At 65.5% G+C, this 18,978-nt stretch carries 19 protein-coding genes; 7 read left to right on the forward strand and 12 right to left on the reverse strand.

All coding sequences use genetic code 11. From position 1 onward, the window contains the following. Positions 1-41: 41 nt before the first annotated feature. The 3 genes from INF26_RS03065 (at position 42) to INF26_RS03075 (ending at position 3,272) form a co-directional block, all read left to right on the forward strand. Entirely contained in the window at positions 42-1,370 is a 1,329-nt protein-coding gene (locus INF26_RS03065; protein WP_193529244.1) for a thymidine phosphorylase, read from the forward strand. Positions 1,371-1,405: 35 nt separating this feature from the next. After that, positions 1,406-2,008: a deoxyribose-phosphate aldolase gene (deoC, locus tag INF26_RS03070; protein ID WP_332307291.1), complete on the forward strand. Its 603-nt coding sequence runs from the start codon at positions 1,406-1,408 to the stop codon at positions 2,006-2,008. Between the two features lie 64 nt (positions 2,009-2,072). Then, positions 2,073-3,272, forward strand: a complete 1,200-nt coding sequence (locus INF26_RS03075) for a phosphopentomutase (protein WP_193529245.1) — start codon at positions 2,073-2,075, stop codon at positions 3,270-3,272. 30 nt (positions 3,273-3,302) lie between these two features. Here INF26_RS03075 and INF26_RS03080 read toward each other — a convergent pair whose 3' ends face one another. From INF26_RS03080 to INF26_RS03120, 9 genes are all read right to left on the reverse strand, one after another. Next, entirely contained in the window at positions 3,303-4,127 is an 825-nt protein-coding gene (locus INF26_RS03080; RefSeq protein WP_193529246.1) for an HAD hydrolase family protein, read from the reverse strand. A 66-nt stretch (positions 4,128-4,193) separates the two neighbouring features. Then, positions 4,194-5,636, reverse strand: coding sequence for a glycoside hydrolase family 1 protein (locus INF26_RS03085; RefSeq protein WP_193529247.1), 1,443 nt, complete (start codon positions 5,634-5,636; stop codon positions 4,194-4,196). A 4-nt stretch (positions 5,637-5,640) separates the two neighbouring features. Further along, positions 5,641-7,155 carry a glycoside hydrolase family 1 protein gene (locus tag INF26_RS03090; RefSeq protein WP_193529248.1) on the reverse strand — a complete coding sequence of 505 codons (1,515 nt, stop codon included), beginning with the start codon at positions 7,153-7,155 and terminating at the stop codon, positions 5,641-5,643. 120 nt (positions 7,156-7,275) lie between these two features. Further along, positions 7,276-8,157 carry a MurR/RpiR family transcriptional regulator gene (locus tag INF26_RS03095; protein WP_193529249.1) on the reverse strand — a complete coding sequence of 294 codons (882 nt, stop codon included), beginning with the start codon at positions 8,155-8,157 and terminating at the stop codon, positions 7,276-7,278. Between the two features lie 97 nt (positions 8,158-8,254). Beyond that, positions 8,255-9,028 carry a hypothetical protein gene (locus tag INF26_RS03100; RefSeq protein WP_193529250.1) on the reverse strand — a complete coding sequence of 258 codons (774 nt, stop codon included), beginning with the start codon at positions 9,026-9,028 and terminating at the stop codon, positions 8,255-8,257. Between the two features lie 56 nt (positions 9,029-9,084). Further along, positions 9,085-10,530, reverse strand: coding sequence for a glycoside hydrolase family 1 protein (locus tag INF26_RS03105; protein WP_226371816.1), 1,446 nt, complete (start codon positions 10,528-10,530; stop codon positions 9,085-9,087). Between the two features lie 29 nt (positions 10,531-10,559). After that, the gene (locus INF26_RS03110) at positions 10,560-10,940 is read right to left on the reverse strand and encodes a PTS lactose/cellobiose transporter subunit IIA (RefSeq protein ID WP_226371817.1); all 381 of its coding nucleotides are present in this window, start codon (positions 10,938-10,940) and stop codon (positions 10,560-10,562) included. Positions 10,941-11,065: 125 nt separating this feature from the next. After that, positions 11,066-12,358 (reverse strand): PTS transporter subunit EIIC, encoded by a 1,293-nt coding sequence (locus tag INF26_RS03115; RefSeq protein WP_193529251.1) that lies wholly within the window; start codon positions 12,356-12,358, stop codon positions 11,066-11,068. Between the two features lie 93 nt (positions 12,359-12,451). Beyond that, a complete protein-coding gene (locus INF26_RS03120) occupies positions 12,452-12,769 on the reverse strand; it encodes a PTS sugar transporter subunit IIB (protein ID WP_193529252.1) in 318 nt (105 codons plus the stop codon). A 734-nt stretch (positions 12,770-13,503) separates the two neighbouring features. On the opposite strand from INF26_RS03120, the gene INF26_RS03125 reads away from it, so the two are divergent. From INF26_RS03125 to tatA, 3 genes are all read left to right on the forward strand, one after another. Further along, positions 13,504-14,814 (forward strand): phenylacetate--CoA ligase family protein, encoded by a 1,311-nt coding sequence (locus INF26_RS03125; protein WP_193529253.1) that lies wholly within the window; start codon positions 13,504-13,506, stop codon positions 14,812-14,814. After that, positions 14,814-15,242 carry an amino acid-binding protein gene (locus INF26_RS03130; protein ID WP_193529254.1) on the forward strand — a complete coding sequence of 143 codons (429 nt, stop codon included), beginning with the start codon at positions 14,814-14,816 and terminating at the stop codon, positions 15,240-15,242. Before INF26_RS03125 ends, INF26_RS03130 begins: the two co-directional genes overlap by 1 nt. Positions 15,243-15,377: 135 nt before the next feature. Continuing rightward, on the forward strand, positions 15,378-15,575 hold the full coding sequence (gene tatA, locus INF26_RS03135) for a twin-arginine translocase TatA/TatE family subunit (protein ID WP_193529255.1): 198 nt from the start codon (positions 15,378-15,380) through the stop codon (positions 15,573-15,575). A 69-nt stretch (positions 15,576-15,644) separates the two neighbouring features. Here the strand turns inward: tatA and INF26_RS03140 are convergent, their stop codons facing one another. Both INF26_RS03140 and INF26_RS03145 read right to left on the reverse strand, forming a co-directional pair. Then, on the reverse strand, positions 15,645-16,487 hold the full coding sequence (locus INF26_RS03140) for a LysR family transcriptional regulator (protein ID WP_193529256.1): 843 nt from the start codon (positions 16,485-16,487) through the stop codon (positions 15,645-15,647). Between the two features lie 63 nt (positions 16,488-16,550). Continuing rightward, on the reverse strand, positions 16,551-17,249 hold the full coding sequence (locus INF26_RS03145; RefSeq protein ID WP_193529257.1) for a hypothetical protein: 699 nt from the start codon (positions 17,247-17,249) through the stop codon (positions 16,551-16,553). A gap of 221 nt (positions 17,250-17,470) precedes the next feature. Between INF26_RS03145 and INF26_RS03150 the strand changes: the two genes are divergently transcribed. Continuing rightward, the gene (locus tag INF26_RS03150; RefSeq protein ID WP_193529258.1) at positions 17,471-17,698 is read left to right on the forward strand and encodes a hypothetical protein; all 228 of its coding nucleotides are present in this window, start codon (positions 17,471-17,473) and stop codon (positions 17,696-17,698) included. A gap of 94 nt (positions 17,699-17,792) precedes the next feature. On the opposite strand, the gene INF26_RS03155 is transcribed toward INF26_RS03150, so the two are convergent. Continuing rightward, positions 17,793-18,953, reverse strand: coding sequence for a M20/M25/M40 family metallo-hydrolase (locus INF26_RS03155; RefSeq protein ID WP_193529259.1), 1,161 nt, complete (start codon positions 18,951-18,953; stop codon positions 17,793-17,795). Positions 18,954-18,978: the final 25 nt, after the last annotated feature.

An 18,978-nucleotide genomic window follows, 5' to 3' on the forward strand; every position in this document is an offset into this window, starting at 1 on the left:
TATGATGGGCGCAACGGAGGGCGACGGACGGAGGGTTCGCCATGCGCATGTACGACATCATCGAGAAGAAGCGGGACGGTCGGGAGCTCACGGACGAGGAGATCTCGTTCTTCGTGAGCGGCCTCGTGGCGGGCGAGATCCCAGACTATCAGGCTACGGCGCTCCTCATGGCCATCTATCTGCGGGGGATGAGCGACCGCGAGACCACCACGCTGACGCTTGCGATGGAGCGCTCGGGCGACGTCGTCGACCTCTCGGCCATCCCGGGCATCAAGGTGGACAAGCACTCGACTGGTGGCGTGGGCGACAAGACGTCGCTCGCCGTCATCCCCATCGTGGCATCCCTGGGGGTTCCGGTCGCCAAGATGAGCGGTCGCGGCCTCGGCCATACAGGAGGCACGCTCGACAAGCTCGAGAGCATCCCCGGGCTCACGACGGCGCTGGACCGCGAGCGTTTCGTGAGAACGGTGCTGGAGCACGGCTGCGCGATCGTGGGGCAGACGGGTAACCTCGTTCCGGCCGACAAGATCATCTACGCCCTTCGTGACGTGACGGCAACCGTGAGCTCCGTGCCGCTCATAGCCTCGAGCATCATGAGCAAGAAGCTCGCTGCAGGCTCCGACAAGATCCTGCTCGACGTGAAGGTTGGTTCGGGCGCGTTCATGCAGGACCTCGACTCCGCGATTGAGCTCGCCCAGACCATGGTAGCCATCGGCGAGGGCGCCGGTCGCACCACGGTGGCGCTCGTTACCAACATGGACCGCCCGCTCGGTCACGCCATAGGCAACTCGCTCGAGGTCATCGAGGTCGCCAACACCCTGTGCGGCAATGGTCCCGAGGACCTCGAGCACGAATGCGTGGCGCTGGCCGCCGAGATGCTCGTCCTCGCCGGACGGGCGACCACGCGCGAGGAGGGGGCGACCCTCGCCGCGGGGGCGATTGCTGACGGCTCGGCCTTTGCCAAGCTCTGCGAGATGATCGAGGCCCAGGGCGGGGACGTCTCATGCCTCAGGGACACCAGTCGCTTCCGTCGTGCATCCGTCGAGCATGCGGTCCTCGCCGACCGGTCAGGTTACGTTACGCGGCTCGATACCACCGCCATCGGGATCGCCAGCGTCGAGCTAGGTGCCGGACGCGAGCGCCTGGAGGACGAGATCGACCCCTCTGCCGGCATCACGCTTCTCAAGAACCGCGGGGATGCCGTCGAGGAGGGCGAGGTCGTCGCCCTTCTGCACACCTCTGACGAGAGCCGGCTCGCGGACGCGCTCGCCACGTTCACCTCTGCGGTCCATATCGCCGCCGAGCCCCCAGCGCCCGAGCCGATCGTGCTCGCGCGCGTGGACGCCGCCGGCGTGTGCCGCTTCGAGTAGGACTCAGTTCCCGAGCCCGCCCATAAGGAGCCAACATGAAGCTCACGCGCGAAGAACTTGCCACCTGCATGGACTACACCCTGCTCAAGCCCGAGGCAACGGCCTCCGACGTAGACCGCGTCTGCGCGGACGCGCTCCGGCTCTCGACGGCCTCCGTATGCGTGAACCCCTGCTGGGTGTCGCGCGTCGCCGAGTCGCTGTCTGGAAGCACCGTCGCTACGTGCACCGTGATCGGGTTCCCGCTGGGGGCGACCTCGACCGAGGCCAAGGTCGCCGAGGCGTCCCGCGCGCTCCGGGACGGAGCGCGCGAGCTCGACATGGTGATCAACGTCGGCATGCTCAGGGCGGGAGAGTCCAACGTCGTCCAGGCCGAGATCGCGGCGCTCGCCGAGAGATCCCACGACCGAGGCGCCCTGCTCAAGGTAATCATCGAGACCTGCCTGCTCACGGACGAGCAGAAGCGCGTCGCCTGTGCCTGCGCCAAGCGAGCGGGCGCCGACTTCGTGAAGACCTCGACGGGATTCTCGACGGGGGTGCCACCGTGGAGGACGTCCGGCTCATGCGCGATGCCGTCGGGCAGGAGATGGGTGTCAAGGCTTCTGGCGGCATCCGCACCCTCGCCTCCGCGCTTGCCATGATCGAAGCGGGCGCGAGTCGTCTGGGCGTGTCGGCGGCCGCGAGCATTCTCGACGAGGTGGGGGCATGAGGTTCGAGCGCGTCCTCGTGATCGTCGCCGATTCTATCGGCGTGGGCGGCGCGCCTGACGCGGCCTCCTTCTCGAGCGAGGGAGCCAATACGCTGGGGCATGTCGCGACCTACTTCTCCCGGAGCATGCCCAGCGCGCTGCGCATCCCGACGCTCTGTTCGCTCGGCGTCGGTCTCACGAGGCCCGAGGGGCTTCCCGACGTTCCCCGTCCGGATGCCCCGCTCGGTGCCTACGGCTCCATGCGCGTCACCAGTCTGGGCAACGACTCCCTCGACGGCCACTGGGAGATGATGTGCCTGCCGGTACGCTTTCACGTCGACTATTTCCCCGAGGGGTTCCCGGATTGGCTTCTCGAGAAGATCGGCGAGGTTTCCGGCCGTGGCATCCTCTGCAACCGCCCGTACTCGGGAACCAAGGTCCTCGTGGACTACGGGGAGCGACATCTGGAGACCGGTGACCTCATCGTCTACACCTCGGGCGACTCGGTGCTGCAGATCGCCGCGCACGAGGAGGTCGTTCCGGTACCCGAGCTCTATCGAATTTGCGAGGTGGTTCGCTCCCTGGTGAACGGACCCGAGGTGACCATGGGGCGCGTCATCGCCCGCCCGTTCGTTGGCTCGTCGAGGGACTCCTTCGTCAGGACGGACAATCGGAGGGACTTCGGGCTCAAGCCCACCGGCCCTACAGTGCTCACAAAGCTGTCCGACGCCGGATTTGACGTGATCGCGGTGGGAAAGACCTGGGACCTCTTCTGCGGCGAGGGCTTCACGCGCGCCTACCACAACCGCTCCAACATGGATGGCATGGACCACGTCGACGAGGTCCTCTCACACAGCTGGCGAGGCCTCTGCTTCTGCAACCTCGTGGACTTCGATTCGGTCTACGGGCATCGTCGTGACGTCGTGGGGGACGGCCGCGCCCTCGAGGCCCTCGACAGGCGCCTTGCCAACGTCATGAGACGGCTCGGGGAGCGCGACCTCCTCGTGATCACGGCAGACCATGGAAACGACCCGACCTATAGGGGCACGGATCACACGCGAGAGCTTGTGCCCCTGCTCGTCTGGTCGCCCTCGATGCGGGCGGGCGGCGTGTCCCTGGGGGCGCGCGCGGCAGCGAGCGACCTGGGTGCCACCATTCTGGAAAACTTCGACCTGTCTCCCATGGGGGAGGGGAAGAGCTTCCTCGACCTCATCTGACGACGTCGCGCCGCGCGGGAGGCGCTCCGCTCAGCCCAGCAGGTGCTCCTCGATCCAGACGGCGACGCCGTCGTGTTCCACGTCAGGGCAGACGTAGTCCGCGACGTCGAGCACCTTCTGCTCGGCGCTTTCCATGGCGACGAACGTCATGGGGGTCTCGGTGAAGGACATGTCGTTGCCGGAGTCGCCGATGCCCACGGAGGCGGCGGGGTCGATTCCCTCTCTCAGGCAGAGGTCGAGCGCGGTCGATCCCTTGCTCACTCCCTTGAGGGTGAACTCGAGTGCCAGCGGGCCCTGGTTGATGACCTCGTAGGGGTCGGCATGGGGTGCAAAGACCCTCTCGGCATCGAGGCGGTCCTGCTCGGTCGCGAAGTGAGCCATGACCTTGTAGACGCCCTCCTCCACGCCCGGTCCGTTGAGCGGGTCGTCTACGACCATCAGCCCTCCGATGGCACCCGGGTCCTCCCAGAGGTCCGCCTCGCGGTCAATGAGCATGCCTTCGTTGGTGTGAGTCCAGTAGCGAAGGGGGCGTGTCCCGAGAACCTCGCGCACCACTAGAGCCTGCTTGTGGGTCATGAGGTGCGCTATGGCAGGCCTGTCGTCTCCGTGGCGGAAGAGTGCGGCGCCGTTGCAGCAGAGCTGCCACTCGATCCAGGGGGTCTCCAGGATGCCGCTTCCGAGCTCCTGGCGGGCACGGCCGGACGCGGCGCAGAGGACCCAGCCGCGCCGATGCAGCTCTTCGAACGCCGAGCGAACCCGCGGAGAGAGCTCCTCGGTGACGTGGTCCCCGAAGACCGTCCCGTCGAGGTCGAAGGCGAGAAGTCCCGCCCGTCGCGTGTCCGTCTCGGCAGCCATGCCCATGCTCCTATCCTCCGAATCGTCAAAATAGAAGGGGCGCCCGAGGGCGCCCCTGTCGTCTCGCTAGAGGTCAGCGCCGTTCGACGCGATGACGTCCTTGTACCACCAGAACGAATCCTTGCGGATGCGCGCGCATTCGCGCGGGTCGTCGTCGGTCCGGTCGACGTAGATGAAGCCGTAGCGCTTCTTCACGCCGTTGCTCGTGGAAAGCAGGTCGACACACGACCACGGGCTGTAGGCGATCACCGGCACGCCGTAGTCGATGGCGCGGCTCACGGCGGCGATGTGGTCGCGGAGGTAGTCGATGCGATACTGGTCATGGACGTGGCCGTCGGAAGTGAGCTCGTCGAAGGCCCCCAGGCCGTTCTCCAGGATCATGAGCGGCTTGCCGTAGCGCGTGTAGATGTCTCTGAGCAGGTACTCCATGCCGATGGGGTCGATAGCCCAGTCCCAGTCTGTGGTGTCAAGGTTGGGGTTCTTGCACATCTCGTAGAAGCCGGGGTGCGTCTCGAAGCCGCTGATGTCGCCCTTCTTGCCGGACCAGTTGACGCCGCTCCAGCGAATCTCCTTGCTGCCGTCGTCGGGGCACCACTTGGCGCACTCGCTGGCGTAGTAGTTGATGCCCAGGAAGTCGGAGGACCCGGAGGCGATGAGCTCCATGTCTCCGGGCTCGATCTTGGGGGCGAGGCCGTGGCGCTCGAGATAGAGCTGCGCGGACTTGGTGTAGTGGCCCTTGAAGTAGATGTCGAGGTAGTAGGCGTTGCGCAGGTCGTGGGCGTTCTGCGCCGCCATGACGTCCTCGGGCTTGGACGTCAGCGGGTAGACCGGCGAATAGCCGATGACCGACCCGACCATGCCACCCGGGACCAGCTCGTGGACCAGGTTGCACGCGATGGCGTGCGCGAGGTTCATGTGGTGGTTGATCTGGTAGCGGAGCTGGTTCTGCGAGAGGTACTTGTCGGCGATGAAGCACTTCTGCGTCCAGTACTGGACGATGATGCTCTGCTCGTTGATCGTGGTCCAGTACTTGACCTTGTCGCCGTACTCGGAGATGACGAAGCGCGCGTAGGCGGCGAAGTCGTCAACCACCTGACGGGAGATCCAACCGTCGTAGCGCTCCACGAGGGCCCAGGGGAGATCGTAGTGATAGAGCGTGACGATCGGCTCGATGCCGTGGGCGATGAGGTCGTCGATGAGGTCATGGTAGAACTTCACGCCCTCGGGGTTGGGCTCTCCCGTACCGTCGGGGATGACGCGCGACCAGGCGATCGAGAAGCGATAGGCCTTGAGACCCATCTCCGCCATGAGCTCCACGTCCTCATGCATGTGGTGGTAGTGGTCGCTCGTGACCTCAGCGGTGGCAAAGCCACGCTCCTCGAAGTTCTTGGCGTTGATGACGTCCTGCTGGGAGGCCTTCTTGCCGCCCTCGAGAGCGGCACCCTCGACCTGGTAGGCGCTGGTGGACGCGCCCCAGAGGAAGTCCTTGGGGAAAACGGAGTCGGCCATGCTGCTAGTCCTCCTTGGCGTGCGCGGTGTCGACGGGCTCGGCGTGGCTCGTCATGTCACAGCCCCACTCGGCGCCGTTGGACTTGATGAGCTTGGAGTACCAGTGGAACGAGTCCTTCTTGATGCGCTTCATCGGGGGCAGCACGCCTGCCGCCTTGGCCTCGTTGAGCTCGTCGTCGGTTGCGTCGATGTAGACGAGGCCGTAGCGCTTCTCGATGCCGTTGCCGGTGGAGAGCAGGTCGGTGAACGACCAGGGGTTGTAGCCGAAGATCTCGACGCCGTCCTCGATGGCAAGGCCCAGCTGGTAGACGGTGTCACGCAGGAAGTCGATGCGGTACTGGTCGTGGACCTCGCCGTTCTCGTCCTTGTGCTCGTGGGCACCGAAGCCGTTCTCGGTGACGACCATGGGCAGGTGGTAGTGGTCCCACAGGTAGCGCATCACGTAGCGCATGGAGACGGGGTCGATCTCCCAGTCCCAGTCGGTGTAGGGGACGTAGGGGTTGTAGCAGAGCTGGTACTGGCCGGGGACGGTGGGGAAGATGAGCTTGCCCTTCTCGCCCGTCTTGTTCATCAGCTGCGCCTGCGCGGCGGCGTTGGCGGCCGCCCAGCGCGCGGTGTTGGAGCGGTAGCAGTTCACGGCGATGAAGTCGATCTTGGCGGACTTCATCAGCTCCTCGTCACCGGGCTCGATGCCGGGGTCGATGTCGTTGTTCTTCCAGTAGTTCTTGAGGAAGGTGCTGTACTCGCCGTAGGCGTCCGTGTCGTTCCAGATCTTCTCGGTGAACTCCTCGGCGTTCATGGCCGCGATCTGGTCCATGGGCTCGGAGGAGAAGGGGTAGATGGGCACCATGCCCGGCACGGGGCCGATCTTGCCGCCGGGGACGAGCTCGTGACAGGCGTTGACGGCCTTGGCGTGGCACAGGTTCATGATGTGGTTGACGCGCCACTTGTCGCGGAACCAGTCGTCGCAGCCCTTGTCGACGCCGAGCCAGTCGCCGTAGCAGATCTGCATGTTCTGCTCGTTGATGGCGAGCCAGTACTTGACGCGGTCGCCGAAGCGCTCGAAGCAGACGCGCGCGTAGTGCTCGAAGGCGTCGACGGTCTTGCGGCTCTTCCAGCCGCCGAGCTCCTCGTCGACCCACACGGGCATGTCGTAGTGGTAGAGCGTGACGATCGGGGTGATGTTGTGGGCGACGAGGTCGTCGATGAGCTCGTTGTAGAAGGCGATGCCCGCCTCGTTCACCTTGCCGTCGGAGTGGGGGATGATGCGCGGCCAGGCGAGCGAGAAGCGATAGCTCGTGAAGCCGCACTCGGCCATGAGCTCGACGTCCTCGTGCGCGTGGTGGTAGTGGTCGGCGGCGATGGAGTTGTCGGCGAAGGGGACCTTGGTCTGGGAGTTGAGGTCGATGATGGCGGGGGTGCGACCGTCAGCGTCCGTCGCTCCCTCGACCTGCCATGCTGCGCTCGATGCGCCCCACAGGAACCCCTCGGGGAACTTAGGATCATGGTCATAGTGCATGAGATGCTCCTTTCGACGGGACGGTTGCGCCGGGGCGTGCCGCCGACGGCTTTGGCTACCGTAAGCATCCCAGAAGGAGTTCTCACATGCGGGCCGTTAAGTGGACCCCCACTCGCCGGCTCAGCGCCGCCGCTCGCCCTTCTCGCCGTAGAGGCGGAAGTACATGTTGTAGAGGAGGTCGAAGAAGTAGCGGATGCCGTACTCCGAGTACACGGTCCTGACCCTGCGGTACTCGCGACGTGAGAGGTGGTAGACAACGTCGTAGGACGCGGCGAGCTCGGCGTCGCGGTTGAGGGTGACGAGGACGCTGCGCGCGGGGCACGTTTCGAGCTCGATGCCGGCGGCGTCGGCGAAGTTCCCGGAGGCCGAGATGACGATGACGACATCGTCCGGAGCGAGCGTCTTGAGCACCGCCTCGTCCCCGTCGGAGTCGCTGATCACGCGTATCAGCTTGTGCATGAAGATCATGGACTGCTGGAACTCGCGCACCGCCATGGCGGAGAAGTCCGAGGCGAGAAGCACGGGGCAGGCGGCATCATGAATCATGTTCGCGAGCTCGCGGAGGGAGTCCTCGGACACCATCTCGTTGATGTCGTCGAACATGGAGTTGATACGCTCGACGAGGTTGGCGCGGATGTCGTCGTGGTCGACGTAGTCGGTGAAGTACCTCTGCCAGAGCACCCACTCCCAGTAGTTCGCCTTCATCTGGCTGAAGTTCTCGAACCCGGCCTGCTGCGCGAAGCGACGGATGCCGGAGCGCGAGGTGAAGCAGTCGCGGGCGACGTCGTAGATGTTGAGGTCGGGGAACTCCTCGAAGTGGGTGAGGAAGTAGCGAGCGATGATGCTGCTAGGGCTCGAGACGGAGCTTCGGTTGAAGGTCTTGAGCAGGGAGTTGATGAGGCTGAAGTGCTTCAGCCTCCCGATGTAGCCCTCGTAGCGGCCGCTCTCGAAGAGGTCGTCGGGAGCCGTGCCGCCCGAGTTCTTGTCCTCGGTGCCGTCCATGCGTCCCCCTTCGTCGAAGTGATGTTCCGATGGTAACACGAATGCCGGGCAGCTCAACGGGGCTGCCGGTCGCCGTCACGGAAGTGGAGGCCGCGTGCTACGCATCCTTTCGTGCGAGGTAGTCTCCCATGATGCGGCTGATGACGACCAGCTCTGCGATTGCGAGGGCCATGGCGACGATCAGCATGACGTTGGGGATGGGGATGGAGTAGGTGAAGTTGTAGACGAACGAGAACGCCAGGCTCCAGACGACGGGCTGCCAGGCGGGTTTGCCCTCGGCGATCTGCAGCAGCACGAGGTAGGTGGTCTGAATGACCAGGATGGCAAGGATGCCGAGATAGAGATACTGGGCCGGCGTGTAGGACTCGTAGGTGGCGGCGAGCTCGGCGGCGTCCACGGCGGGATTGTTGACGCTCTGGGCGAGCAACCCCTCCAGCGTGCCGTCGGAGATGCGCAGGGCCACCGTCACGTTGGAGATGGCGGCGGACATGATGTCCGAGAGGATCTTGATCACGCTGGCGCCCACCGTGAGGCGAGAGACCTGACCCTCGGAGAAGCGGCGCTGATAGGTGGTGGCCCACACCGCGAGCCAGCCCCCGAGGAAGCAGACGGCGCCGGCGACTCCGTAGAGCAGCTGCTGGGCCAGCGGATCGCCCGAGAGGAGGGAAAGCCCCGGGATCTGGGGGACGAGACGGACGATCAGGCTGAAGAGGACCGTCTGCGCGAACCAGGACACGATGATGCCCATCAGGACGTCCGGGAGGTGGAAGGCGAGCTTGCGGAACCTGAACACGTAGAGGATGAACAGGATCGGTGCGAGCACGGCGAGCGCCGCTGCGAAGATGGCCGCGCCTACGTTTATGGTCTCCATCGTCTCCCTTTCCGAAGCGTCGTAGGCGAGGGGGCGACGGGCCCCCTCGCCCGGTGCTACTCGAGGTTCTTGCCGTTGGTGGCGATCACGTTGCGATACCACCAGAACGAGTCCTTACGATATCGCTTGCATTCGCGCTCGTCGTCGTCGGTGCGGTCCACGTAGACGAAGCCGTAGCGCTTGGCGATGCCGTTGCTCGTGGAGAGCAGGTCCATCGCGCTCCAGGGGTTGTAGCCCAGGACGGTGACGCCGTTGGCGATGGCGCGGCCGATGGCCTTGATGTGCGCGCGCAGGTACTCTATCCGATAGGGGTCGTGGACGGAGCCGTCCTTCTCGAGCGTGTCATAGCCGCCGAAGCCGTTCTCGCAGATCATGACCGGAATGCCGTAGCGGTCGTTGATCTCCTCGAGGATGAATTCGAGGCCGTTCGGGTCGATGGGCATCGAGAAGTCCGTGGACTCGAGGTGCGGGTTGTCCGTCCCCTCAAAGAGGTCGGGCTGGATCTCGCTGACCGCGTGTCCTCCCTTGCCGGTCTTGTTGTTGTCCTTGGGGCGACGCGAGGCACCCGGGGTGGGAGCCTTGACGCAGGCGCTCTGGTAGTAGTTGACCCCCAGGAAGTCGAAGCACTCCGAGCCGCGCTTGATGAGATCGAGGTCGCCCGGCTCGATGTCGAACATGAGGCCCTGACGCTCGAGGTAGCGCATGACCGAGGGCGTGTACTCGCCCTTGATGTAGGCGTCCATGTAGAAGTAGTTCTTGAACGCGTTTGCCCCGCGAGCCGCGAGTATGTCGGCGGGGTCGCTGCTGGCGGGGTAGTAGGGCGCGCAGTCGAGGGCGGCTCCCACCTGGGCTCCCTCGACGATCTCGTGCGCGGCGATGGCCGCCTTGGCGTGGGCGAGGTTCATGTAGTGGTTCGCCTGGTAGCGGAAGCGCGGGTTGAAGTAGTCGGCCTTGCTGATGAGGTTCTTGCGGTCGATGTAGTTCACCACGATGCTCTGCTCGTTGATGGTGAGCCAGTATCTGACCTCGTCCTTGTACTCGTTCAGTATGAAGCGCGCGTAGTACTCGAAGTCGTCGACGATCTGACGGCTGCGCCACCCGCCATAGCGCTCGACAAGCGCCATGGGAAGGTCGTAGTGCCACATGGTCACGACGGGCTCGATGCCATGGGAGCGCAGCTCGGCGATCAGGTCGTGATAGAAGCGGACGCCCGCCGGGTTGGGCTCTCCGGTGCCGTCGGGCAGGACGCGAGCCCAGCTGATGGAGAAGCGGTACGAGGTGAACCCCATCTCCGCCATGAGGGCGACGTCCTCCTTGTAGTGGTGGTAGTGGTCGGCGGTGACCGACGCGTCGGCGTAGCCGTACTCGTCGTGAATCTCACGGTTGATGACGTCTTGCTGGCTCTCCCGCTTGCCGTCCTCGAGAGCGGCGCCCTCGCACTGGTAGGCGCTCGTTGCGGCGCCCCACATGAACCCCTCGGGAAACTCTCGAACGATGTCCATGTCCTTCTCGCCCCTTCCTCGCGGCTTGTCTAGCGGGAGTCCCTGAGGGAGCGGTACATCTTCTCCATGGACTCGGTGAGGGTCACCTCGGACATGATGGTCATGAGGGTGTCCTGGGCGTGGATGAACAGCAGCGGGATCTTGGTTGAGGTCCCGGTGTTCATCTCACGTGCCGCCTCGGACTGGATGAGCTCGGTCTGTACCTTGTGGGCGGCGAGGATGTTCTGGTGCGCCTCCTTGAGGAGCTCCTCGGCCTTCTCGTCATCACCGGCGATGAGGGCGTCGACCGACTCGGAGGCGTTGTGACGGGCGTCGCCCGCCGGCATGATGATCTTGATGGCCGCCTCCATGAACTCCTGCTCGCGCTTTGCCTCCTCCTCGGGGGTGAACGCGTTCTTCTCGTCTGCCATGACGGTCTCCTTTCGTCTGGTGTGTCGTCCTTGATTCCAAAATGGGGCGTGGCCGTCCGACCACGCCCCACTTGGCTTTGCTTTGGCCCGTCGGGCCGGGGTCAGCCTGAACGAGTCGGGCTGCGCTACTCCTGGGCCTCGAGCTTGGCGGCCTCGCCGTTCTCCTTGGCGACCTCACCCTTCTCGAACGCCTTGAAGAACGGGAAGTAGATGATGAGGTACACCGCGAAGAGCACGACCCACCAGAGGATGCCGCGCAGGTCGCCCGTCAGCATCACCGTGTTGGCGATGACCGGCAGGGTGCCCACGTTGGTCGCCGCGACCGTGGGCAGCGCGAGCAGGTCGAGCCTGAAGATGAACCAGGTGATGATCGAGCCCACGATGGCCGTGATGTTGGCCGGGATGAAGAGCGTGGGGTTGTAGACGACGGGCGTGCCGTAGAGGACGGGCTCGTTGATGTTGAACAGCGACGGGGCAATCGTCACGCGGCCGAGCGTGCGCAGGCGCTTGGACTTGCTGAAGAGCAGCAGGACGTTGAGGGCGAGCGTGGCGCCGATGCCGCCGAGGTTGATGAGGCCGATGCCGGAGATGACCTCAGAGACGTTGAGGTAACCGTTCACTCCGGTGAGGCCAGAGGCGATGTTCTCGGCCATGGCGGGAACCTGCCAGGAGTTGCACAGGCCGGTCCACGTCCAGCCGGAGACGCCGATGGTGTAGAAGAAGGTCTGGATGAAGTTCCAGAGGACGAAGCCCGGGAAGGACTGCGCGACGGCCTGGATGGGGGAGAAGAGCCACAGCACGGTGCTGTAGAGGTCGACCTGAGCGATGCCGACGATGATCATCTGGACCAGGACGCAGACGAAGATCGGGATGATGTTGTTGATCCACTCCTGCACGAACGTGGGGACCGAGGAGCCCTTCTTGAACAGCTGGACCTTTGCCCAGAGGTTGAAGATGAAGGCGACCTCAAGGCCGACGAGCATGGCGACCATGGAGCCGGTGGGCCCGAAGCGCGCGAACTCGATGGTGATGTAGGTGCCGGTCTCGTCCATGACGCCGGCCATGGTGAGCATGTAGACGCAGATGCCCGTGATGCCGGCGGTGACCATGAACTTGCGGTGCTTGAGCGTCGCCATGAGCTCGTGCGGGATCATGTAGGTGTAGATCAGGCCGAGCATCGAGAAGGTGTAGGTCTGGACGAGGCTCAGGTCGGGAAGGGCGGGAATCCAGCTGCGGATGGCGTTGTAGAAGAAGATCAGGCAGCCGGTGAGGATGAACGGCAGGCACTTCATGATGCCGTTCGTAAAGCCAGACAGCCAGGGGCGCGCCATGAAGGCACGGGTCTTGGGGGCGAGGGTGTGCTCAATCCAATGCATCAACTTGCTTTCCTTGGCGGTTCCCTCGAACTCTTCGGACATGTCTACTCCTTTCGCTTGCTCTCGGCCCGCGCTGGTGGCGCGGGTATGCGGAGCCGGGCGTCTGCCCGGCAGGAATCCGTGGTGCGTGGGCGATTAGTCGCCAAGCAGCTCCTTGATGAAGCCGAGCAGGGCCTTGCCGTCCACGTTGCCGTAGATCTCGCGGGGGATGACGGCGATGATGGTGTCGCAGCCGGTGTCCTCGCGGACCTCCTCGAACTCGTCGACGGAGTTGGCGAAGTGCGGCCCGAGCAGGACGGCGTCGAAGTCGGGCATCTCCTCGAGGGCCACGCTCTGGCTCTTGGCGCTCACGTTGTAGTCGAGGCCGGTCTCGATGGCGGCCTTCTCAGTGGAGCTCGCAAGAAAGCCCGAGCTCATGCCTGCACCGCAGCAAAGAAGGATGTTGCGTTCCATTAGCTGTTCCTTTTCTCGTGTCTTGCTTTGCGTGAAACATCGACGATCGAAAGAGGTTCCCTGGTCTTCTGCCCGAGGCCCCACCTCCCTCGCTTGCGTACACGGCTCCTACACATTCGCTAGGTCAAATCTATCCGCGGGGTGGTAAAGCAAGGGGTGCGTAAACTGGACCCACCGTCCACGGATTTCTTCTTACCGCCCGGCAGGGAAACAGCTGACATTTTTCAGGAACGAGAGGCGCCGTCCGCGCCACCGCCCTCCGTTTCCGCTTGCGAATGTTCTGTGCCCCCCCCCGGGGGGGGTCGCGTCTTGGAATCGCCGAGGTTCCCCGTTCGGTACGCGGGTTGTCCAGGAATCCGGGAGGTTCCCGCGAATGGCTGCGGCTGCGTCCAGGAATCGGCGATGTTCCCGCGTCGGGTGGTCTCTGCGTCCGGAAATCAGCGATGTTTCCCGGCCGCAGGCGAGAAGGTCGGCGATTCCGGGACGCACGGGCGAGAAGGTCGGCGATTCTCGGACATGTTCTTCTCGCCGGGCGAGAAGGTCCCCGATTCCGGGACGGCGCCCCGCCCGGTTCGGGGAACCCCGCCGATTCCTGGACGACCCCCTTGTCGGAAGGTTTCGCCTCGCTCGCGGCGGGCAATGTCACACAACCGTAAACGGGTGCCCAGTTCCCGTCGGGCTGGTCTTAGAATCAGCGCAGCGAGTTTTGGGTCACAACGGAAGGGCAAGCACCAATGGGCAAGATGCAGGAGATTCTCCACGCGCCCCACGAGCAGATCGAAGAGATCCAGCTCGAGGGCATCAAGAAGACCGTGATCGCGTGCTACGAGAACGTGCCGTTCTACAAGAAGAGCTTCGACGACGCCGGCTTTGACCCCTACGCCGTCAAGAGCCTCGACGACCTGCAGAATGCGCCGTTCGTCACCAAGCAGGACCTGCGCGACAACTACCCCTACGGCATGTTTGCCACGCCGCTCTCCGAGGTGAAGGAGATCCACATGTCCTCCGGCACCACGGGCGTGGCGACGGTGGGCGGCTACACCCAGCACGACCTCGACATCTGGGGCGAGTGCTTCGCGCGCGGCATCGAGTACGCGAACGGCGGCGCCGACGACGTCGTCCACGTCTGCTACGGCTACGGCCTGTTCACCGGCGGTCTGGGCGCGCACTACGGCGGCCTCTACTCCGGCGCCACCACGATTCCCATGTCCGCGGGCAATACCGAGCGCCAGATCCGCGTGCTCAAGGAGATGGGCTCCACGATCATCTGCTGCACGCCGAGCTACGCCATGCACATCGCCGACACCGCCCTCGAGATGGGCATCGACCCGGCGCGCGACTTCCACCTGCGCGCGGGCATCCACGGCGCCGAGCCCTTCTCGGACAACTTCCGCCGCGACCTGGAGCGTAAGCTCAACTACCACGTGCTCGACGTCTACGGCCTCACCGAGACCATGGGCCCGGGCGTGGCCATCGAGTGCTGGGAGCAGAACGGCCTGCACCTCGCCGAGGACCACTTCTACGCGGAGATCATCGACCCCAACACCGGCGAGGTCCTGCCCGACGGCGAGTGGGGCGAGCTCGTGCTCACCACGATCGACCGCGAGGCGTCGCCCGTCGTGCGCTACCGCACGCGCGACATCACGCGCATCCTGCCGGGCGAGTGCGCCTGCGGCTGCACGCACCGCCGCATCGACCGCATCCACGGCCGCACCGACGACATGCTCATCATCCGCGGCGTCAACGTCTTCCCGAGCCAGATCGAGGACGTCATGAAGACCTTCGACCAGGTCTCCTCCTGGTACCAGATCGAGGTCGACACCGACCATCGCTCGCTCGACATGGTCACGCTCAAGGCCGAGGTCAACCCCGACTTCGCCTTCGACTCCGTCGCCGCGGTCGAGCGCCTGCAGAAGGAGATCTCTGCGCGCCTCAAGACGGCGCTGTCCGTGGGCGTCAAGGTCAAGCTCGTTGAGCCCAAGACCATCGCGCGCAGCGAGGGCAAGGCCAAGCGCATCGTCGACCTGCGAAAGGGGATCAAGTAATGATTGACCAGATCACCGTCTTCCTCGAGAACAAGCGCGGCCGCATCGCATCTTTGTGCCGCACCCTCGGCGACGCCAACATCAACATGGCCGCGCTCTCCGTGGCCGACACCACCGAGTACGGCATCGTGCGCATCATCTGCAGCGACACCGAGGCGGCGCTCGCCGCCCTCCACGCCGGCGGCTATCGCGCCATCAAGACCAAGGTCATGGCCATCGCCGTCCCGCACCACCCGGGCGGCGCCGCGGACCTGCTCGAGAAGCTCGACGACCTCGACGTGGACATCGAGTACTTCTACTGCTTCTCCACGACCGACGACATGGCGGTGCTGGCGCTCAAGATCGCCGACCCGGCGAGCGCCGCGGAGGCGAGCTGGGCCATCGAGAAGGCCGGCTTCCACGTGTTCGAGCAGGACGAGGTCGAGTAGGCCCGTCGCGAGGCTCTTCTCGTCTGATGGGGTGCCATACATTCGTTGTATGGCACCCCATTCGTATATGTATTTTACCGTTGGGCTGACGCGACCTACCATGGACGAGAAGAACAACGTCACGGGAGGTCTCACATGATCTTTGGCATGGGTCCGATGGAGCTCGCGCTCATCCTGCTCGTCGTCCTGGTGATCTTTGGGCCGAAGAACCTGCCCAAGCTGGGCTCAGCCCTCGGCAAGACGGTCAAGAGCGTCCGCGAGGGCATGGAGGGCGAGGATCCCGACGATGCGTCCGTCGAGGCCCCTGCCGACGACCCCGGGCAGCAGCAGTAGTCCTTCCTCCTGCGTCCCCGGCCCCTTTCCCGCCGGGGGCGCTCTCTGTTAATCGGGGACTGTCCCCGATTAACAGAGCTCGCCGAGAAGGGCGACGGCGCGCTCGGCGAGCGGGGAGAGGGCGCGGTCGGCCTTCCAGATGACGGCGGCGCGCGACTCGAGGTCCTTCTCGGTGACGGTCTTTATGTAGCAGGGGCCGGTGTCGCAGACGGTGAGGAGCGAGCGGGGAACGAGGCCCACGCCGAGGCCCGCGGCCGCGCAGGCGCAGGTGCTGCGCTCGTCCTCGGTCAGGCAGGAGGGCGCGCGGTCGAGCGCCGCGGCGACGCGCCGGCTGCAGGCGAGCGGGACGTCCCGGAGCTGCTCGAGGGAGACCGAGAGCTCCTCGCCGCGCTCGAGCTCGGGCGGCATGACGGCAACGAGCGGCTCCGCCGGTGCGTAGCGGGCGCGCAGGCCCTGCGTGGGGAAGGGCGTGCGCACGACGCCCACCTCCGCGATGCCGCTCGCGACGAGGTCGAGCACCTCGGGCACGCTGCCCTCGCGCAGCTCCAGCGCGACGTCGGAGGAGAGCCGGGCGAGCTCGGCGAGCTGGCCGCCCGGGGCGAGGCCCGCCGCGGCGTCGCACACGGCGAGGCAGAGCGTGCCGGTGAGGCCCCTGCCCACGCTCGACACCTCGCGGGCCGTCGCCGTGGTCATGGCGAGGATGCGCCGGGCGCGCTCGTAGAGGAGCCGGCCGGCCTCGGTGGGGGTCACGCCGCGGGGACCGCGGCGCACAAGCTGGGTGCCGAGCTCCTGCTCGAGCTGGGCGAGCTCGTAGGAGAGCGGCGGCTGGGAGATGTGCAGGCGCCGGGCGGCGGCCGTGATCTGGCCCTCCTCGGCGATGGCGACGAAGTACTCGAGCTGCTTGAGGTTCAAGGTGCCCTCCCGAGACGGCTGCGACATACGCAGATTGTATCGCGGGAGATCCTCTCGTCGTCCCTACATATAGCAGCCGTAGGAGACGACGAGCGGGGCGTCGGGGTTGGGGGCGACGCTGGGGTCCTCGTAGCGCTGCACGACGAACAGGCATCCCGCCGCCTCGCCGTTGAAGGTCGTCTCGGTGGTGAAGTTGCCCACCTGCTGGCCCTCGGTGAAGGGGGCCTCGCCCACGTAGGAATCGGTGAACTCGCCCAGGCCCGCGGCGTCGGCGGCCTGGCGCGCGATGCCCTCGTACTCGGAGGGGTCGGCGTCGGGGACGTAGAGGAAGACGTCGAAGCCGTTGGGCGCGACCCCGTCCGCGAGCGTCTCGACGGAGGGCTCGCCGGCGTCGTCGCTAAACGTCGGCTCGGACGCGTAGAGGTTCACGGTGACGGTGCCGTCCGAGCCCTCCAGCGTGACGCCCGCGGGCGTCCCCCTGAACGCGACGGAGAGGTAGGCGTTCTCCTCGTCGTAGTACTCGTCCACCAGCTCGAAGCCGAGAAGGTCGAGGTCGGACGTGACCTCCGAGAAGGACCGCTCGTAGAACGCGGGCTGCTGCCAGTTGCTCTGCTCGGGCTCCGTGGTGCCGCCGTCCATGACGTCCTGGACGGGCGTGCGGTCGGTCTGGGCGTCGGCGCCCTCCGGCGTCGTCTGGGCACAGCCGGCGAGAAGCGCGGCGGAAAGGCAGAGTGCGGGCACAAGCAGCTTGGACAGTCGCATGGGTCGCTCCGTTCGGGTCGGTTTCCTGTGCACGACCATAGCATGAAGCGACGTGTTGCGGGACAGGGCCCTTCTCGCCCCGCGTGGCCGCGTGAACGGTGGATCACCAGACGTTTAAGTGGAAGTACTTATTTGTAACGGTTTTGTCAAGGCACTTTCTATGAACGGTTCCATTGGGTATAACGAACGTGTCCAACGGTTTTGGAAGGGGGGAAGTACCTATGACCAAGGTCAAGAACATGGGACGTCGTCAGCGCAAGGTCCACGACGCCTGCCGCAACGGTTGGTTCATGAGCGGCGAGTATCGCGCGCTGTTCGACAACCACGAGCGTCGCTTCTGGGCTGACAGCCCGAGCATCCTGTTCAACGACGTTGACCAGTGGTTCTCCGCTCACGAGCAGAACCACGCAGACTCGCACCTGCTCGTTAAGTGCGTCCGCGCCGCGTAGGGCGTCGGAACGGGAGCGTTCGTGCGGGAGCCTGCGGGCTCCTTTTTTGTAGACGACGGGGGCGGGGCGCGGAACGGGCGCCTCGCCCCTTCTGCTATATGTCCGTCGCGTGGTCCAGCATGAGGGCGAGAATGACCGCGAGCCCGCGGCGCAGGCTGTCCTTCTCGATCCACTCCTCGCGCGTGTGGAGCAGGTCGCCCTCGACGGTGCCCACGGTGTGCGCGGGGATGCCCAGCGAGAGCGGGATGTTGGCGTCCGTCGAGGACTCCTGGTGATGGATCTCCCTCACGCCGCCCAGCTCGCGCAGGACCTCGTCCGTGCGGGCGACGAGCGCCGCCTGGCCCTCGGGGACGTGCTCGCCGGAGGCGGGCCGGCGCCCGATGAGCTGCACGTCGATGCGCGTATTCTCCTTGAGGTGCTCCTCCACGAGCACGACGAACTTGCCGTACATCTCCTCGAGGCACTCCTCGGAGGCCGAGCGGTACTCCACGAGCACGCTCGCGTCCTCGGCGATGGAGTTCACCGTGGTGCCGCCCACGAAGCGCCCCACGTTGATCGTGGTCTTGGCACGCGTGGGCAGCTCGAGGGCGTAGAGGTCCTCGATGAAGGAGCAGAGCGCCTCGATCGCGTTGTCGCGCCCGAAGTTCTCCCAGGAGTGGCCGCCCTCGGTGTGGCACCTCACGCGCCAGCGGTGGCTGCCCACGGCAGAGACCACGTGCATGCCGAGGTAGAGGTCGAAGCTCGTGAACTCGCGCACGTGTCCGTCGTAGTGGCGGAAGAGCTCGCGCGTGCCGGCGAGGTTGCCGAGGCCCTCCTCGCAGGAGTTGGCCACGACGAGCAGGCGCCGGTCGAGCGGCACCTTGTGGCGCAGCAGGTAGCGAGCCGCGAGGAGCAGCCCCACGAGGTTGGCGGTGTCGTCGCCGACGCCCGGCGCCAGGAGGCGCGTCGCGCTCTCGGCGAGTGGCAGCGGGTCGGTGTCGGGGAAGACCACGTCGGTGTGGGCGGCGAAGACCGCGATGCCGTCGTCGCCGTCGTCCGGGCCGGGCAGGCTGAGGATGACGTTCTTGGCGTCGTCGATCCGGACGGCACCCACCGGGGCGCCCTGGGCGAGCAGCCAGTCGCGGATGAACTCCGCGCGCCGCTCCTCGTGGCCGGACGGCGCCGGAATCCGCGCGAGCGTGCGCAGGAGCTCGAGCTCCTCCTCGTAACACTCGTCGGCGTATGCCTCGGCGACGCGCCTGATCTTCTCGTCCACCGCTCCTCCTGCCCCTTCGATCGCC

It is taken from the genome of Thermophilibacter gallinarum (genome assembly GCF_014982725.1).
GTDB classification, from domain to species: domain Bacteria; phylum Actinomycetota; class Coriobacteriia; order Coriobacteriales; family Atopobiaceae; genus Thermophilibacter; species Thermophilibacter gallinarum.

What these genes read in the sequence shown, in the direction of transcription:
- INF26_RS03080 (WP_193529246.1), bottom strand. Translation starts at nt 4,127, where the DNA reads ATGGCTGCCGAGACGGACACGCGACGGGCGGGACTTCTCGCCTTCGAC.
- INF26_RS03075 (WP_193529245.1), top strand. Translation starts at nt 2,073, where the DNA reads ATGAGGTTCGAGCGCGTCCTCGTGATCGTCGCCGATTCTATCGGCGTG.
- INF26_RS03065 (WP_193529244.1), top strand. Translation starts at nt 42, where the DNA reads ATGCGCATGTACGACATCATCGAGAAGAAGCGGGACGGTCGGGAGCTC.
- INF26_RS03100 (WP_193529250.1), bottom strand. Translation starts at nt 9,028, where the DNA reads ATGGAGACCATAAACGTAGGCGCGGCCATCTTCGCAGCGGCGCTCGCC.
- tatA (WP_193529255.1), top strand. Translation starts at nt 15,378, where the DNA reads ATGATCTTTGGCATGGGTCCGATGGAGCTCGCGCTCATCCTGCTCGTC.
- INF26_RS03120 (WP_193529252.1), bottom strand. Translation starts at nt 12,769, where the DNA reads ATGGAACGCAACATCCTTCTTTGCTGCGGTGCAGGCATGAGCTCGGGC.
- INF26_RS03150 (WP_193529258.1), top strand. Translation starts at nt 17,471, where the DNA reads ATGACCAAGGTCAAGAACATGGGACGTCGTCAGCGCAAGGTCCACGAC.
- deoC (WP_332307291.1), top strand. Translation starts at nt 1,406, where the DNA reads ATGAAGCTCACGCGCGAAGAACTTGCCACCTGCATGGACTACACCCTG.
- INF26_RS03115 (WP_193529251.1), bottom strand. Translation starts at nt 12,358, where the DNA reads ATGTCCGAAGAGTTCGAGGGAACCGCCAAGGAAAGCAAGTTGATGCAT.
- INF26_RS03090 (WP_193529248.1), bottom strand. Translation starts at nt 7,155, where the DNA reads ATGCACTATGACCATGATCCTAAGTTCCCCGAGGGGTTCCTGTGGGGC.
- INF26_RS03105 (WP_226371816.1), bottom strand. Translation starts at nt 10,530, where the DNA reads ATGGACATCGTTCGAGAGTTTCCCGAGGGGTTCATGTGGGGCGCCGCA.
- INF26_RS03085 (WP_193529247.1), bottom strand. Translation starts at nt 5,636, where the DNA reads ATGGCCGACTCCGTTTTCCCCAAGGACTTCCTCTGGGGCGCGTCCACC.
- INF26_RS03125 (WP_193529253.1), top strand. Translation starts at nt 13,504, where the DNA reads ATGGGCAAGATGCAGGAGATTCTCCACGCGCCCCACGAGCAGATCGAA.
- INF26_RS03130 (WP_193529254.1), top strand. Translation starts at nt 14,814, where the DNA reads ATGATTGACCAGATCACCGTCTTCCTCGAGAACAAGCGCGGCCGCATC.
- INF26_RS03095 (WP_193529249.1), bottom strand. Translation starts at nt 8,157, where the DNA reads ATGGACGGCACCGAGGACAAGAACTCGGGCGGCACGGCTCCCGACGAC.
- INF26_RS03145 (WP_193529257.1), bottom strand. Translation starts at nt 17,249, where the DNA reads ATGCGACTGTCCAAGCTGCTTGTGCCCGCACTCTGCCTTTCCGCCGCG.
- INF26_RS03110 (WP_226371817.1), bottom strand. Translation starts at nt 10,940, where the DNA reads ATGGCAGACGAGAAGAACGCGTTCACCCCCGAGGAGGAGGCAAAGCGC.